At 61.3% G+C, this 13,776-nt stretch carries 17 protein-coding genes; 13 read left to right on the top strand and 4 right to left on the bottom strand.

The window, feature by feature from the left end; all coding sequences use genetic code 11:
• The 7 genes from EOD07_RS05785 to EOD07_RS05750 all read left to right on the top strand — a co-directional run.
• A partial coding sequence (locus tag EOD07_RS05785; RefSeq protein WP_164772080.1) for a bifunctional diguanylate cyclase/phosphodiesterase occupies nucleotides 1-1,420 on the top strand: 1,420 nt, incomplete at its 5' end.
• A 302-nt stretch (nucleotides 1,421-1,722) separates the two neighbouring features.
• On the top strand, nucleotides 1,723-3,882 hold the full coding sequence (locus EOD07_RS05780; RefSeq protein ID WP_245469877.1) for an ABC transporter ATP-binding protein/permease: 2,160 nt from the start codon (nucleotides 1,723-1,725) through the stop codon (nucleotides 3,880-3,882).
• Between the two features lie 274 nt (nucleotides 3,883-4,156).
• Complete coding sequence (locus EOD07_RS05775) at nucleotides 4,157-4,564, top strand: DOPA 4,5-dioxygenase family protein (RefSeq protein WP_127234318.1); 408 nt, start codon at nucleotides 4,157-4,159, stop codon at nucleotides 4,562-4,564.
• A gap of 581 nt (nucleotides 4,565-5,145) precedes the next feature.
• Nucleotides 5,146-5,421 carry a PepSY domain-containing protein gene (locus tag EOD07_RS05765; RefSeq protein WP_073987414.1) on the top strand — a complete coding sequence of 92 codons (276 nt, stop codon included), beginning with the start codon at nucleotides 5,146-5,148 and terminating at the stop codon, nucleotides 5,419-5,421.
• Between the two features lie 7 nt (nucleotides 5,422-5,428).
• Nucleotides 5,429-5,995 carry a cytochrome b/b6 domain-containing protein gene (locus EOD07_RS05760; RefSeq protein WP_245469876.1) on the top strand — a complete coding sequence of 189 codons (567 nt, stop codon included), beginning with the start codon at nucleotides 5,429-5,431 and terminating at the stop codon, nucleotides 5,993-5,995.
• Nucleotides 5,996-6,127: 132 nt separating this feature from the next.
• Nucleotides 6,128-6,664 (top strand): cytochrome b/b6 domain-containing protein, encoded by a 537-nt coding sequence (locus EOD07_RS05755; protein WP_127234315.1) that lies wholly within the window; start codon nucleotides 6,128-6,130, stop codon nucleotides 6,662-6,664.
• A gap of 435 nt (nucleotides 6,665-7,099) precedes the next feature.
• Complete coding sequence (locus EOD07_RS05750) at nucleotides 7,100-7,627, top strand: flavodoxin domain-containing protein (RefSeq protein WP_127234314.1); 528 nt, start codon at nucleotides 7,100-7,102, stop codon at nucleotides 7,625-7,627.
• 170 nt (nucleotides 7,628-7,797) lie between these two features.
• Here the strand turns inward: EOD07_RS05750 and EOD07_RS05745 are convergent, their stop codons facing one another.
• Nucleotides 7,798-8,385, bottom strand: coding sequence for a hypothetical protein (locus EOD07_RS05745; protein ID WP_127234313.1), 588 nt, complete (start codon nucleotides 8,383-8,385; stop codon nucleotides 7,798-7,800).
• Nucleotides 8,386-8,523: 138 nt separating this feature from the next.
• On the opposite strand from EOD07_RS05745, the gene EOD07_RS05740 reads away from it, so the two are divergent.
• Complete coding sequence (locus tag EOD07_RS05740; protein ID WP_127234312.1) at nucleotides 8,524-9,171, top strand: hypothetical protein; 648 nt, start codon at nucleotides 8,524-8,526, stop codon at nucleotides 9,169-9,171.
• A gap of 182 nt (nucleotides 9,172-9,353) precedes the next feature.
• On the opposite strand, the gene EOD07_RS05735 is transcribed toward EOD07_RS05740, so the two are convergent.
• Nucleotides 9,354-10,181, bottom strand: coding sequence for a serine protease (locus EOD07_RS05735; protein WP_127234311.1), 828 nt, complete (start codon nucleotides 10,179-10,181; stop codon nucleotides 9,354-9,356).
• A gap of 57 nt (nucleotides 10,182-10,238) precedes the next feature.
• On the opposite strand from EOD07_RS05735, the gene EOD07_RS05730 reads away from it, so the two are divergent.
• Nucleotides 10,239-10,943 (top strand): SOS response-associated peptidase, encoded by a 705-nt coding sequence (locus tag EOD07_RS05730; protein ID WP_127234310.1) that lies wholly within the window; start codon nucleotides 10,239-10,241, stop codon nucleotides 10,941-10,943.
• A 202-nt stretch (nucleotides 10,944-11,145) separates the two neighbouring features.
• Here EOD07_RS05730 and EOD07_RS05725 read toward each other — a convergent pair whose 3' ends face one another.
• A complete protein-coding gene (locus EOD07_RS05725; RefSeq protein ID WP_127234309.1) occupies nucleotides 11,146-11,490 on the bottom strand; it encodes a hypothetical protein in 345 nt (114 codons plus the stop codon).
• Between the two features lie 73 nt (nucleotides 11,491-11,563).
• Here EOD07_RS05725 and EOD07_RS05720 point away from each other — a divergent pair, with 73 nt between their 5' ends.
• The 3 genes from EOD07_RS05720 to EOD07_RS05710 all read left to right on the top strand — a co-directional run bounded on the left by EOD07_RS05720 (nucleotide 11,564) and on the right by EOD07_RS05710 (nucleotide 12,377).
• Complete coding sequence (locus tag EOD07_RS05720) at nucleotides 11,564-11,842, top strand: hypothetical protein (protein ID WP_127234308.1); 279 nt, start codon at nucleotides 11,564-11,566, stop codon at nucleotides 11,840-11,842.
• An 11-nt stretch (nucleotides 11,843-11,853) separates the two neighbouring features.
• On the top strand, nucleotides 11,854-12,027 hold the full coding sequence (locus EOD07_RS05715; RefSeq protein WP_127234307.1) for a hypothetical protein: 174 nt from the start codon (nucleotides 11,854-11,856) through the stop codon (nucleotides 12,025-12,027).
• A 74-nt stretch (nucleotides 12,028-12,101) separates the two neighbouring features.
• Nucleotides 12,102-12,377 (top strand): hypothetical protein, encoded by a 276-nt coding sequence (locus tag EOD07_RS05710; RefSeq protein WP_127234306.1) that lies wholly within the window; start codon nucleotides 12,102-12,104, stop codon nucleotides 12,375-12,377.
• On the opposite strand, the gene EOD07_RS05705 is transcribed toward EOD07_RS05710, so the two are convergent.
• A protein-coding gene (locus EOD07_RS05705) for an IS630 family transposase (RefSeq protein WP_127234305.1) occupies nucleotides 12,362-13,316 on the bottom strand; the annotation gives its coding sequence in 2 pieces (ribosomal slippage) (nucleotides 12,362-12,976 and nucleotides 12,978-13,316; 954 coding nt in all). The genes EOD07_RS05710 and EOD07_RS05705 overlap by 16 nt on opposite strands.
• 222 nt (nucleotides 13,317-13,538) lie before the next feature.
• Between EOD07_RS05705 and EOD07_RS05700 the strand changes: the two genes are divergently transcribed.
• Nucleotides 13,539-13,772 carry a hypothetical protein gene (locus EOD07_RS05700; RefSeq protein WP_127234304.1) on the top strand — a complete coding sequence of 78 codons (234 nt, stop codon included), beginning with the start codon at nucleotides 13,539-13,541 and terminating at the stop codon, nucleotides 13,770-13,772.
• The last annotated feature ends 4 nt before the right edge of the window (nucleotides 13,773-13,776 follow it).

Raw genomic sequence — 13,776 nt, 5'->3', positions numbered from 1 at the left:
GCTTTTCCTCGGCGGCATGATCAGGAGCGCGATGCTCGGGCAATCGCGCTTCCGCGAGACGAGCCGTCTCAAATACGAGGCGCGCGAATTCGCCGCCGAGATGGAGCGCAACTCGAGGCGCGATCCGCTGACGAACCTTCTCAACCGCTACGGGCTGGAGCAGGCGATCGCCAGGCTCGGGCTGTCCGACGGCCCGTTCGTCGCCATGCTGATCGACCTCGACGGCTTCAAATCCGTCAACGACACCTATGGCCACACCATCGGCGATGATCTTCTGGTCAAGGTGGCGCGCAGGATCGAGGCTCACGCCCCGGCGGGCGCCACGATCGCGCGCATCGGCGGCGACGAGTTCGTGCTGCTTTTTTCCGCCTGCAGGTCGCGGCAAGCGGCCGGCGAGCTTGCCTCCGCCATCATCGCCGCCATCGCCAATCCGGATCCGGAGCTGAATTCGGTGCGCGTCGGCGCCTCGGTCGGCATCTACCAATCGGAAAAGCCGCGTTTGACCGAGATGCTGCTCAAGGCGGATTTCGCGCTCTACGCGGCCAAGCGCGGCGGCAGGAACGAATATTGCCTCTTCGACGCCGGGCTGGACGCCGCGCTGGAACGCAAGAACCGCATCGAGCGCGATCTGCGTGGGGCTATTGAAAACGGTGCCCTCTGTTCCTGGTTCCAGCCGCTGGTGCGGCTCGACACCAACGCGGTCGTCGGTTTCGAGGCGCTGCTGCGCTGGCATCACGATGTCCACGGCGCCATCGCGCCGCCCGAGATCGTCACCGCCGCGCGCGAAACCGGCCTGCTTTCGCTTTTGACCGAGACGGTGTTCCTCAATTGCTGCGCCATGATCGGCGAGCTCGTGAGGGACGGACGCCGCGATGTCCGGGTCGCGATGAACCTGTCGCCGCGCGAGCTCGAAGCCGGCAATGTCGACGACATGATCCTGACCGGCCTGAAGGCGAGGAATGTGCCCGCCGCGATGCTCGAGATCGAGATCACCGAGGAGGCGCCGGTCGACCGCGACCGGGTCGACGAAAAGGTCGGGCGCCTGGCGGATGCGGGCATATCGATCGTGCTCGACGATTTTGGCACCGGCTTCTCGACCCTGGTGTCGCTCAAGGACAGGCGCATCCGCAAGATCAAGATCGACAAGGATTTCGTGCGCGACCTGGCGAAATCCGTGGAGGACCAGGCGGTGGTCGAGGCGGTGATCGGCCTCGGCCGGACGCTAGGCATCGAGGTGATGGCCGAGGGTGTCGAGACCGACGCCGACCGCATGATCCTGCGCTCGCTGGGCTGCATGATCGGGCAGGGTTATCTTTTCTCGGCGGCGCTCCCCATGCCCGACGCGCTCGCCTTCGACGTCGCAGGCGCCGAGGTCATTTTCGAGCCGCTGCGCAATCCCCGCAGCGGCAACGCCGCTTGAGCGGGGAGTCGCGAAAGGGCAGGGTAGCGGCATAGCGGGCACCCTGGGGCAATCGCATATGGCAGCGCTGCCCCCGCTCCGTCTCGACGCTGCGCGCCGAGCCACCTCTCCCCCACTTTGTGGGGGCGAGGAAACGCCAATCGCCAAGGGCGCGGCCTCGAAAAGCTTGGGTTCCTCGCCCCCGCCAAAGGCGGGGGAGAGGTGTCCGCGTAGCGGACGGAGAGGGGGCAGCGCCGCCCTATGCGATTACCCCCGGGCGGCACTCGCATGAAACCTTTTGATTTTTGGGCCGTTGTCGCGCGATGCCCCCGGCCAAGCGCAAACCGAAACCGGACGACAGCGCCATTGAGCGTGGTGAAAGCAAGCCGCGCCCGGCGACGTCGCGCCCCAATCTCCCGCGCCACGAAAAGCCGCGCCAGCCGAAACCGCGCGGCGCGGCGAAACCGCGCGCGGATAAGGCAGCGGAAGACAAACCAGAAGACAGGCTGAAAGGCGACAAGTCGCGGCAAGACAAGCCACCGGCCGGCGAGAGCCCGCCCGAGCAAAAAGCAACCGCCGACGCCGCGCCGGAGGCCATCGGCCATGCCGGGTCGCCGCCGCCCGAGGCCGGCGAGCCCGGTCCCGCGCTTTCGCCGGAGGAGGCGGAGCGGGCGCGCAAGAAATATCTGCTGCGGCGCTTCTGGATCAGCGGGCGTGGCTATTGGGGCTTGCGCGGCGACAAGCTCGCCTGGCCGCTGACGATCGGGCTGCTCACGCTGATCTGCGTCAATGTCGGTTTTCAGTACGGCATCAACCGCTGGAACCGCGCGATCTTCGACGCCATCGAGCAGCGCGACGCCCACACCGTCTATTGGCTCAGCGCCATCTTCCTGCCGCTGGTCGCCGGCAGCATCAGCCTGGTGGTCGCCCAGGTCTATCTGCGCATGACCATGCAGCGCCGATGGCGCTCCTGGCTGACCACGGCGGTCATCCAGCGCTGGCTGGCCAGCGGCCGTTATTACCAGCTCAACCTGGTCAAGGGCGACCATGCCAACCCCGAGGCCCGCCTGACCGAGGATCTGCGCATCGCCACGGAGTCGCCTGTCGATTTCATCGCCGGCGTTCTCAACGCCTTCCTGTCGGCCTCGACCTTCATCGTCGTCTTGTGGACCATCGGCGGCGCGCTGAGTTTCACGCTGGGCGGCTCCACCATCACCGTGCCCGGCTTCCTCGTCGTCACCGCGGTCATCTATGCCGCGATCACCTCGACATCGATGTTCGCCATCGGCCGCCGCTTCGTCCAGCTTTCCGAGGACAAGAACCAGGCCGAAGCCGAGTTCCGCTACGTGCTGACGCGTGTGCGCGAGAACGGCGAGAGCATCGCGCTGCTGGGCGGCGAGGAGGAAGAGAACGCCGGCATCGACCGCACGTTCGCCGGCGTGCTCGGCCGCTGGGCGCGGCTCACCGGCCAGCACATGCGCACCACGCTGGTCTCGCAGGGCTCCAGCCTGTTCGCGCCGGTGGTGCCGGTGCTTCTATGCGCGCCGAAATTCCTCGACGGCTCGATGAGCCTTGGGCAGGTCATGCAGGCCGCCTCCGCCTTCGCCCTCGTGCAGGGGGCGTTCGGCTGGCTGGTCGACAATTATCCCCGGCTCGCCGACTGGAACGCCTCGGCCCGCCGCATCGCCTCGCTGATGATGTCGCTCGACGGGCTGGAGCGCGCCGAGAAGAACGACCGGCTCGGCCGCATCCAGCGCGGCGAGACCGCGGATGGCGCCATGCTCAGCCTCAGGAATCTTTCCGTGACGCTCGACGACGGCACCTCGGTGGTGAAGGAAACCGAGGTGGAGATCGAGCCCGGCGAGCGCGTGCTGGTCTCGGGCGAATCCGGCACCGGCAAGTCGACGCTGGTGCGCGCCATCGCCGGGCTGTGGCCGTGGGGCAGCGGCAGCGTCGATTTCCACCCGGACAAGCGTCTCTTCATGCTGCCGCAGCGCCCCTATATCCCGTCCGGCACGCTGCGCCGCGCCACCGCCTATCCGGCCGCCGCCGACAACTGGAAGACGAAGGAGATCGACGCCGCCCTCGACAAGGTCGGCCTTGCCTATCTGAAGGACCGGCTGGAGGAGGAGGCGCCCTGGGACCAGACGCTGTCGGGCGGCGAGAAGCAGCGCCTGGCCTTCGCCCGGCTTCTGCTGCACGCGCCGGACATCGTCGTGCTCGACGAGGCGACCTCGGCGCTGGACGAGAAGAGCCAGGACAAGATGATGCAGACGGTGATCCAGCAACTGCCCAGGGTCACCATCATCAGCGTCGCCCACCGCGCCGAGCTGGAAGCCTTCCACACGCGAAAGATCACGCTGGAGCGGCGCGAGGGCGGCGCGCGGCTGGTCAGCGATGTGGAGCTTGTGTCGCGCAAGAGGAAGCGGGGGCTGATCCAGCGCGCGCTGTGGGGCAGCGGCGTGAATGGCGGCAAAGGGTAGGGGACGCTTCGAAGCTGTGCGCAGTCGCGCCAGTCGACCCCCACTCCGTCGAGTTTCGCTCGACACCTCTCCCCGATCGACGGGGGAGAGGAAGGGCGCGGCCCGTCGTCCTGGCTCTTTCCTCTCCCTCCGGAGCGGGGGCAGCGTCAGCGTATGTGATTACGCGCCAACCGCCCCGATGCTGAACAGTCTGTAGAGCGGCCAGCCGTTTCCAGGAAACAAAGAACCGCCTAGAGTTCCACTCGGCACGACCGCCGGGGAGGGGAGCATCGCGATGAAAGACGTCAGGCAACTCGCGGAGATCGCCAGCTATCACGCCCACATCTATTACGGCGATGCGGAGGAGCGCCGGCAGGCCGAATGGCTGCGCGAGCGCATCGGCGAGCGTTTCCGCGTGCGCCTCGGCAACTGGCGCGACGAGCCGGTCGGTCCGCACGAGCAGGCCATGTACCAGGTCTCCTTCGCCACCGAAATCTTCGCCACGCTGGTTCCCTGGCTGATGCTGAACCACGGGGGCCTGAGCATCCTCATCCACCCCAACACCACCAACCCCAAGCGCGACCACCTGATCGACCCGATCTGGATCGGTCGCGCGCTCGGCGTGCATGGCGAGGTGCTCGGCGAAGAGGACGAGGCGGAGGAAGCGCTGGAGGTGAACACGCAGCCGACGCTTAACGTGTAGGCCGCTTCCGGTGGCCGGCGCCTGTTGCCTGCTGGGAGCAGCGTCCCGACGCCGGCCCGGCGAACCTGCGGTCCGCCGCAATATTAAAGATAGCTAAAAGACATCCGTCGCGACATGGCGCGATCGCATAAGCAGGATCGCATAATGCATGTCGCGCAAAAGTGGCCTCGGTTTTGCGGCGACGACATGCATCAAATCAAAGGCCATGTCGCGCAAAAGTGGCCTCGGTTTTGCGGCGACGACATGCATCAAATCAACGACCATGTCGCGCAAAAGTGACCTCGGTTTTGCGCTAACGACAGGCGTGGCCGCCGCCGAATGCCGTTTGCGCCCTCACGCCGGCGCCACCTGCTCGACCTGATCCTCCAGCCTCACGCTCTTCGGCGGCGCCTGCTGAACCAGCCGCCGACGCCTCGGCGGTCGTCCCGTCGAGGCATGCCGGCCTTGCCGGCATTCCCACGATTGTCAGGCGGTTGTCAGGTTGGATTCGCTATGGCGTGCCAATGACGCGCGCAAGCCGTCATGGCCTGTCGGCCGAAACACCAGTCGCACTTCAACTTCCCCAACCGAATGGAGCTCTCATGTACCGCACTCTCGTTCTTGCCGCCCTCGCGGGCGTGATCGCCGGACCGGCCCTGGCTGCCGGCACCTGCAGCACGGCCGCGAAATCGAAGTTCCAGCCCAAGGCGACGCTCGAGGCGCAGTTGAAAGGCGAGGGCCTGACCGTCCGCCAGATCAAGACCGAGAAGGGCTGCTACGAGGTCTATGCGGTCGGCAAGGACGGCAAGAAGGTCAACGCCGCCTACAATGCCGAGACCCTGGAGAAGCTCGACAATGCCGAAGCCGGCGAAAACTGATCGAGCCTTGCCGGCACAAGCCCGCGCGCGCCCGTCTCACGACGTGGTGCGCGTCTGGGACCGGGTCGTGCGCGGCTTCCACTGGGCGCTGGCGCTGAGCTTCGCCGTCGCCTGGTTCACCCCTCAAAGCTTCGAGGATATCCACCACTGGGCCGGTTACGCCGCCGCCTCGCTTGTCGCCATGCGGCTGGTGTGGGGCATCGTCGGCACGCCCTATGCGCGCTTTTCGCAATTCGTGCGCGATCCCGCCACAGTGCTGCGCTATCTCGCCGCCATCATCAAAGGCAGCGAAGCCCGCTATATCGGCCACAACCCGGCGGGCGGCGCGATGGTGGTCGTGCTGATGGCCATGATGGTGTCGGTGGCGGTGACCGGGTGGATGCAGACGACGGACACCTATTTCGGCGTTTCCTGGGTGGAGGATGCGCACAGCCTGGCCGCGCACGGCCTGCTGGTGCTCGTGTTCCTCCACATAGGCGGCGTGGCGCTGGCAAGCCTTCGCCATCGCGAGAACCTGGTTCGGGCGATGATCACGGGGCGCAAGCGCAGGCCCGAGCCCGCCGACATCGCCTGAGCCCGCCCCGGGGCCGGGGCAACCGCGGGCGCCTGCCTGGGAGCCCGCGGCAACATTATATGAGCTTGCGCGATTATCCGGGGCGCTCCCGGCCTTGGGGTACGCGCGAGCCTTGCAAGACGGAGAAGCCCGATGCGGCGCTACACACAGATCACCATCGCCATCCACTGGCTTACCGCCGTGCTGGTCGTCATTGCCTGGTTCACCGCGGTGGGCGGGCGCCATGCGCGCACCGACCCTTCCTATGTGCATTTCACCGTCGGCCTTGCGGTGCTGCTGCTGGTCGTGCCGCGCCTTCTGGCGCGCTGGCTGGGCGCGGCGCCTCGCGTCGAGGACCCGCAGAGCCGCTGGATGGACCTTGCCGCGCGCGCCGGCCACACGCTGCTCTATCTGTTCCTCATCGCGCTGCCGCTCAGCGGCTGGTATGCCGCCTCGCGCCTCGGCGTCCCGGTCTCCTTCCTGGGGCTGGACCTGCCGGCGCTCGCCGCGCCCGTGCAGGGCGCGCCGGGCCTGATCGCCGACCTGCACGAGACCGGCGGCACGCTGATCCTGTGGCTGGCCGGCGCCCATGCGCTGATCGCGATATGGCACCAGTTCGTCATGAAGGACGGAACGCTGGAGCGCATGAACCCGCTGGTATCGAACGAGCCCGCCGGCGGCCGCGAATAGAGCAATTCCAGGAAAGGCGGTTTTCCGTCCGGAATTGCGTCAGACAAAGAGATAGAGCGGTTCGCCGTTTCCGTAAAACGGTGAAACGCTCTGGAAGGCGGCCAAGGACGCGCGAGGCCGCTTTCTGAGTGGCCGGCGCCTGTTGCCTGAGGGAGGCAGCGCCCCGACGCCGGCCCGGCGAACCCGGGTCCGCCGCATATTCAAGATAGCTAAAAAACGCCCGCCGCGGCATGGCGCGATCGCATAAGGCATGGCGCAGCGCCGTCGTCCCACAACTTCCGCCCGGTTCTCCCGCGCCGGCATCCGCGCCGCCGCGAAAACCGATGCGTGAAACCCCTTTCATGCGCTATGATGCGCTCCGTTGCATTGGGGCGCGGGCGTGCCGGGCGAGACGGTATCGGCCCACCAATGCCTTTCCACCGTCGGAGGGACATCGTGAACCTCTTGATCGTCTATGGAACGACTGAAGGGCAGACCAGGAAAGTCGCCGAACGGATGGCGACCGACATTCGCGGGCGCGGGCATCAGGTCGAGCTGCTGGACAGCGCGAAGTTCACGCCCGATTTGAAGCTCGGGCATTTCGACGCCTTCGTTGTTGCTGCGTCGGTCCACCAAGAGCACCACCAGGAAGCCGTCACCACCTTCGTGTTCGCGCATCACGACCTGTTGAGCGGCAAGCCTTCGGCGCTGGTATCGGTCAGCCTGTCGGCGGCGCTGGAAGGCCACGAGGCCGCTGCCCAGAAATATGTCGACCGCTTCGTCTCCGTGACCGGGTGGCAGCCCAGCATGATACTTCTCTTGGGCGGCGCCTTGCGCTTCACCAAATATGATTACTTCCAGGAGCAGTTCGTCAAATTCGTCGTCATGAAGGGCGAGGATCCAGGTCCCGCGCAGGATCACGAATTCACCGACTGGAACGCGCTCGCCGGCTTCACCGACCGGTTCCTCGCAATGGTAGGCTAGGCTGCGACTGAGCCGGCCTGTCCAGCACCGGCGCCCGGCGGGCGCTTGCGGCGCCTGTTCAGAATACAGAGCGAGCGGCGGAAGGTTGTCCGTGTATGCCAATCGCATTGGAACACGAAGCCGCGCCGCAATGAACTCAGCGATTGCCCTTTGGTCGGACACGACAAGAGCTAAGAGGAATCTCGAATTGGTTCTTTGAGATTCATGATAGCCATTTCGATGTGCCCACCACGTCCATAATCGTTGATTTGGCACATGTATTGCGTGTGCATGTCAAAGAGCTCAATCAGATGGATTGAGAGCAAGTTTCCAATTTTGTACCGCCACATGCCGACTTCAGATCGATTTGGCTTTGCCGCTTTGTCCGACAGCAGGGAACCCAAGCTGCCACGGTGCAGGATGTTGCCGCAGAGCGCATAAAGCTTCGGAAGTTCCTTCTTTGTCAGATATTCGGACGACGGCATCTCATCGAAATTGATTTCACCGCCTACCTCTCGTTTTGTGAAAGGACGGGGATAGAAATGCGCGTGAAGTCTGCCCATGGCTGCGATGATGTGGTCCGCCGACCAAGCGCTTTGGAGCTTGCTCGAACGCGCACCCGGCACCTCACCGTGCGCGACAAGGCAACCCAACGCAATCAGCTCACACAGCATACGCAATTGAAGGTAGCAGAATTCGCCAGCGGCCAACGGCGGCAGCGGCGTCTTGTCGTCCAACACAATATCGATGCACAGCAGTCTGCCCTTTGCCTCGACCATCAGGGCTCGATACTGTTCTAGCGTCTGCTTCTGACTAGGTGTGACCACTTAACCACCTTGCTTGTGTTAGTCCTCGCCACATGAACGCGTTGCTACCGTTCGACGGCGGATATCAGTCAATTGTGAGCTAAAACAGCGATGATTTCGCCTCCCTTCGCAAGATCCGATGAATGGCATTTTCGTTCGAACTTCGATGACAAAAGGCGGGCCAGCCTCGAAGCCTCGCCGACGTTCGCCGAAATTGTGGACGCTATTTTATCCGACGTTTTGCCTGGCAAACCGATCAAAGTGGCTGCAAATGATGATCGGCTACCGAATTGCTGGCGTGTCAAATTTCCATTCGAGGTGAGTCCTCTCACCTTTGATCGGTTCTTCAATGGTCCTAGCGGCATCCGCGCGCAATTTCTTACTGACTCTAACTTAGGCCGTTGGGCGAACGCGCATTTAGTGACAATGCTCGCTCCCACGGTCATACGTGAATTGGAGAGGGACCCTTTGCAGCAATTCGGCGGTCTGGCCCCGTCGTCGGCGACCGATTCAATTGCCGGTCTCTCCGCCAAGGTGTGGATCAACGAATTGTTAGTCGGTTGGAATAGTAGGGACTTGGCGATAACCCGATGGGAAATGGCAGCAGATGAACCCGGCGCAGACAGTAGGGGGCTCTGCGCGCCCACTGGATCGCAATTGGTGCTCTTAGGGGCATGGATAAACTCGGATGGCGTTGAGATGACCTTGCCTGAAAAGATAAGACGCCATGAAGAGGTCAGCCGTCGCGGCTATTCCTAGCGGCTACGCCTTGCCGATCCGTGTCAAAGCGGTCGGGTTCCGACCTTCGGGGTTCCGAAGCGCTGTTGGTTACTCGATTGGTTAGGTGATCGCGCACCGAAATCGCCAAAGCCTTGCTTTCTGGACTTTTCAGGAAACAATTCGGCGGAGCGGTTCTCCGCCACGGGTCGCAGTGGCCCCCACTACAGTCGTGAATGGATAAGATTGTCATTCATGATATGCTCGACAGAAAAGGCATATCCAATTCCCACGTTAGCTTGCCGCTCGATCTCGGAAATTGTATGTAGCATCTGATTTTGACTGGCAACAAAAGCGGCGTTTGGGTCTATTCCCATCAGTGTTATTGACCCAGATTTTCTTGTTTCTTCTACTATTGCCAAATTTTTGTTTATCGCCTCTCTAAGTTCCCCAAAGATCCTCGTAAGGCCAGTTGCTTTTCGCGTAATAATTCCGATTACCTCGCCGCTCTCGATGTCAAAGAGCGGACCGCCTGAGTTACTTACGTTTACGCTTGCATCTAACTGCAGGACGCGTACTGGGCCCGACCGATAGAGTGATGAAATTATCCCCGAGTGACAGGATAGGTTCTGATGCTCTAAAGGGTATCCGAGAAAGGCTACTATCTGCCCAACGCGATAATTTTCTGGGCTACGCATTGTGAAAGAGTAAGTCCCAGGTTTTTCTGTAACTTCTGGTAAATCAATAATAGAGAAATCATAGTTATTTTCGTCTGACGCACTTTTTTGCTGAAACCGAAATTTCTGCCCTTTTATTTTGAAGCCATCATTTTGACCGTCACCCTCTCGTCTGATCCACACAGTGCAGCCCGCCGGTACCCGAGCGACATGGGCGTTCGTTATGAGGTAGCCGTAGCTAGAGAACGCTGTTCCACTGGCAATTCGATTGCCCTGGTCATCAAGGCAGACGATATGGAAGACCCCGGACCTGATGCGATCGACTGTGTCAGCAAGCGCCATAGCGAACTCGATTAGTTGTTCTTCAAAGCCCACCGCCGCCTGCCGAGATCGGCCTAGCGGACCGCAATTCCTTGATGCACATTGAACGTTATGTGCAACCTTTACAACATCACCACCAGCCAAGACGCCATCCGCGAATGGACCCGCGCTTTGCGGGACATCATGGGCAACCTTGAACCATCTCTTGATGTCTACCCCAACATGCCCGGACCGGTGGTCCGAAACGCCGCTAACGGTCAACGCGAGCTGGCGAAACTGCTTTGGGGAATGCCAACGCCAATAGAGCGAGTGAAGGGCAAAGCCGACTATGGCACGACCAACATCCGCAACCCGCAGTACGCCCATTGGCAGCAATACGTTGGCGTGGAAAATCGTTGCGTCGTGCCGGTGACAAGCTTTGCGGAGCCCAGCCCAACGCCCAACGACAAAGACCCCGTGACGGGCATTCAGCGCAACTATTGGTTCGCCCGCAGCGAAGACCGGCCGCTGTTCTTTTTCGCCGGCATGTGGACGCCCTGGCATGGCGTTCGCCGGGTCAAGGACGGTCCCGGCGATTACGAGCTTTATGGCTTCATGACGGCCAAGCCGAACGCTCTGATTGCGCCCATCCACGAAAAGGCAATGCCGGCGATTCTGACCACACGCGAGGAAGTCGAGACGTGGCTAACAGCGCCGTGGTCCGAAGCGCGACACATGCAGCGGACCGCGCCCGACGATGCTTTGGTGATTGTCGAGAAGCCGGCCACACAGATCAAATTTCCGCAGCAATCGCCCGCCCAAGGATCGTTGTTCTAGGGGTGGAATTCCGCAAGCGTGGCTGAAAATTCCAAGAGCGTGGATCATTTTCCCGTTCCGGGAAGAAAAATGGGTAGTATATGGAAGGTCCCCTCGATTCTTAGGAGACCTAAATGACCCCTCTTCAAATCGCATACGCAATGCTGGCCGTCTCGTATCTTGCGGCAGTTGTCGCATTATATGTTAGTCATTAGGGAGAGGGTTAGCCATCGCGCCAGACAGGGCGTTTCCGAAGTTCTATCTTGATCAGACGGCGCACGGTGATCCGCGCGCGTTCGGCCGCGATAGGCACGATGACATCGCATTCAATGTTGTCGTTTCGACCGCAGCGCTCACATTTCATCGCGCGGCTGAGACGACCCACATCGACATCGCCAAAGAGCTTTATCAGGTCACCGGGATCGTAATAGCGACGGCCATGGCGATCATGGCAATACCCGCAATCAACCCATACCAACTGCCCGTGCTGGACGGCGGAACTGAGGAACCAGATCGTTGTTCGGCGCTTGGGCGGTTGCTCGGGCATGAGATACGAATAGGAACCCATTCCTGGCCAAGTCAATTCGACCTTGACAATTTTGTTCCGTTTTTGTTCACTTGGGAAAAGTGGAGCATTTCCGATGATCCCGAGCGATCTGAATTCCCCCGATTACCTCGACGTGAAAGCGACGGTGGAGCGCGAGCGGCCTGTAATTCATCGCAAAGTCGAGAAGATCATCAAGCTGTTAAGCACGCTGTCCGATGTCAGCCAAAAGCAGGCAATTTGCGAACTTACCGCAGTTTGGGTGTCGGCCATCTATCCCGACGATCCAAAGATGGCGCTATCGCTGTCGGACGCGATGCGCGAACAAACTGACATCTACATCACCACAGCCGCGCAACACCGACGACAACACTGACGGCGACGAAAATGGACGGCATTGTCAGGCTCGACAATCGGCAAGAAGCGGTATTGCAAGCCACCGCTGACAAATTCATTGCGCTTCACAAAGGCGATGCCGTGAAGGCGCTCAAGGAAATGATCGTGCTCAATGGACACCTTCAACAGCGGCTCGATGCGCTGTTAGGGTCGTGGCAGAAATGACAAGGCCTAAAGACCTTCTGCCACTGTGGTTTGTAGGTGCATCTGACGTGCAACGAGCAGACGCGCATAAACTGATGAGCATCATGTCGATTGCGAAACGTCAGGTTGAAATTGCACAAACCAGCATTGCTTTAGCTGATGCAGGGTTTTCGGAAATCGAGCGTTATCTTTCAGCGGTTGCCGACGCTGCCCGGGCGGGAAGAAGGCCTGAAGCAATCGCAAAGGAACGGTTTGAACAGGCAAAAGATTGGACCTACATAGGCGCTCACTCTACGATTAGGAGCCTTTATTTCTTTAAGGAGGCGCTTGAGGAAATAGCTAGAGCGTCGGACGTTCATGTGAGTCCATAGCCTGCGGCAATGAAGAAGTTTCTGCATTCTGTTGGAGAGAAGAGATTGCAGATATCGCCGATGGCCTGCCACAGGGCATCGATGGTTCTGATGGCCTTTGCGCGCAGATGCGCCTTGAGCTTGGCGAAGGCCATTTCGATCGGGTTGAGATCGGGGCTGTAGGGCGGCAGGAAGAGCAGCCATGCGCCTCTGGCCCGGATGGCTGCCTCGGCGGCCGGGCTCTTGTGGGCAGCGAGATTGTCGAGGATGACGACATCGCCCTTTGCCAGTGTCGGAGCGAGCTGCGTTTCGACATAGGTCTCGAAGATGCGCCGGTTCATCGGCGTGTCGACGACGAAAGGAGCGGTGAGCCCATGGCAGCGCAGCCCGGCGATGAAGGTCTGTGTCTTCCAATGTCCGAAAGGTGCCTTTGAGCGCAACCGCCGACCCTTCAGGCAGCGACCGCGCAGGCGCGTCATCTTCGTGGTGGTTCCGGTCTCGTCGATGAACACCAACCGATGTGGCTCAAGCCGCATCCGCGGCTGACGTTTGGCCTGCCACTCCTGACGCGCCTTGCTGATGTCGGGTCGATCTTGCTCGCTGGCCAGCAGCGTTTTTTTTGAAGCGGTAGCCGTTCCTGATGAGCCAACGTGAGATCGAGGCGGGAGCGACCTGAACGCCTGCAGCTGTAACCAGCTGGGCGGCAAGCTCCGGCATGGTGATGTCGTCCTTCTCGGCCACACAACCAAGCAGGAACGCACGATGCGGCTCGAGCTTGGAATGGCGGCGGCCACCGCTGGCTTTGGGCGCCAGGCTCTCGGTCTTTCGATAGTTCCTCATCAGGATCACGACGAAGGAAACCGACACCCCAAAATGGGCCGCCGCCGCTCGCCGCGAATGGCCGGCCTCGACAAACCGCACAACGCGTTCACGCAAATCGAGCGAATAGGGCTTGGGCATAGCAAATCACCTCCATAAGGAAGTGAATCACAAACCCAACATCAGAGGAATCCTTCGCGATTCAACCTGAGCGTCCGACGCTCTAATTTTTTGGCCGGGTCGCAGCTGGCGCCTCACCTCATTGACAGTTCCACCCCCCAAAAGGCCATCGTCCAATTCGACGCCGCCTTTCCGACTATCAAAACAACTCGGAATGCATCAGCCCATGCGGCGGAAAACGCCATGAAGCCTGAAAGGCATTGGGTCACATCCGGAGCCGATGGGCCGCTTGTCAAAGCGGCCGCCGGCTCGACGTTCGTAATTATGGACTCGTTCGAAAACAAAACCTTTGTCACCACACGTCGGGGAGAAATCCTCCGGCTGGATATAACGGATCCGACGTATCAAGCGATTTTGGCGATCCATGAAATGCTGATCGAAGGCCTACAGCCGTTACAGCCTATTTTTCGTCCCTGAAATC

This window comes from Mesorhizobium sp. M2C.T.Ca.TU.002.02.1.1 (genome assembly GCF_003997225.1).
Note: the sequence above shows the minus strand (reverse complement) of the source record. Positions and strands in the feature narration are given on the sequence as shown.

Coding starts and splice junctions, on each gene's coding strand:
- EOD07_RS05715 (WP_127234307.1), top strand. CDS start 11,854: ATGGACGGCATTGTCAGGCTCGACAATCGGCAAGAAGCGGTATTGCAA.
- EOD07_RS05725 (WP_127234309.1), bottom strand. CDS start 11,490: ATGGGTTCCTATTCGTATCTCATGCCCGAGCAACCGCCCAAGCGCCGA.
- EOD07_RS05730 (WP_127234310.1), top strand. CDS start 10,239: ATGTGCAACCTTTACAACATCACCACCAGCCAAGACGCCATCCGCGAA.
- EOD07_RS05700 (WP_127234304.1), top strand. CDS start 13,539: ATGAAGCCTGAAAGGCATTGGGTCACATCCGGAGCCGATGGGCCGCTT.
- EOD07_RS05745 (WP_127234313.1), bottom strand. CDS start 8,385: ATGGTCGAGGCAAAGGGCAGACTGCTGTGCATCGATATTGTGTTGGAC.
- EOD07_RS05775 (WP_127234318.1), top strand. CDS start 4,157: ATGAAAGACGTCAGGCAACTCGCGGAGATCGCCAGCTATCACGCCCAC.
- EOD07_RS05765 (WP_073987414.1), top strand. CDS start 5,146: ATGTACCGCACTCTCGTTCTTGCCGCCCTCGCGGGCGTGATCGCCGGA.
- EOD07_RS05755 (WP_127234315.1), top strand. CDS start 6,128: ATGCGGCGCTACACACAGATCACCATCGCCATCCACTGGCTTACCGCC.
- EOD07_RS05780 (WP_245469877.1), top strand. CDS start 1,723: ATGCCCCCGGCCAAGCGCAAACCGAAACCGGACGACAGCGCCATTGAG.
- EOD07_RS05740 (WP_127234312.1), top strand. CDS start 8,524: ATGATTTCGCCTCCCTTCGCAAGATCCGATGAATGGCATTTTCGTTCG.
- EOD07_RS05720 (WP_127234308.1), top strand. CDS start 11,564: ATGATCCCGAGCGATCTGAATTCCCCCGATTACCTCGACGTGAAAGCG.
- EOD07_RS05710 (WP_127234306.1), top strand. CDS start 12,102: ATGAGCATCATGTCGATTGCGAAACGTCAGGTTGAAATTGCACAAACC.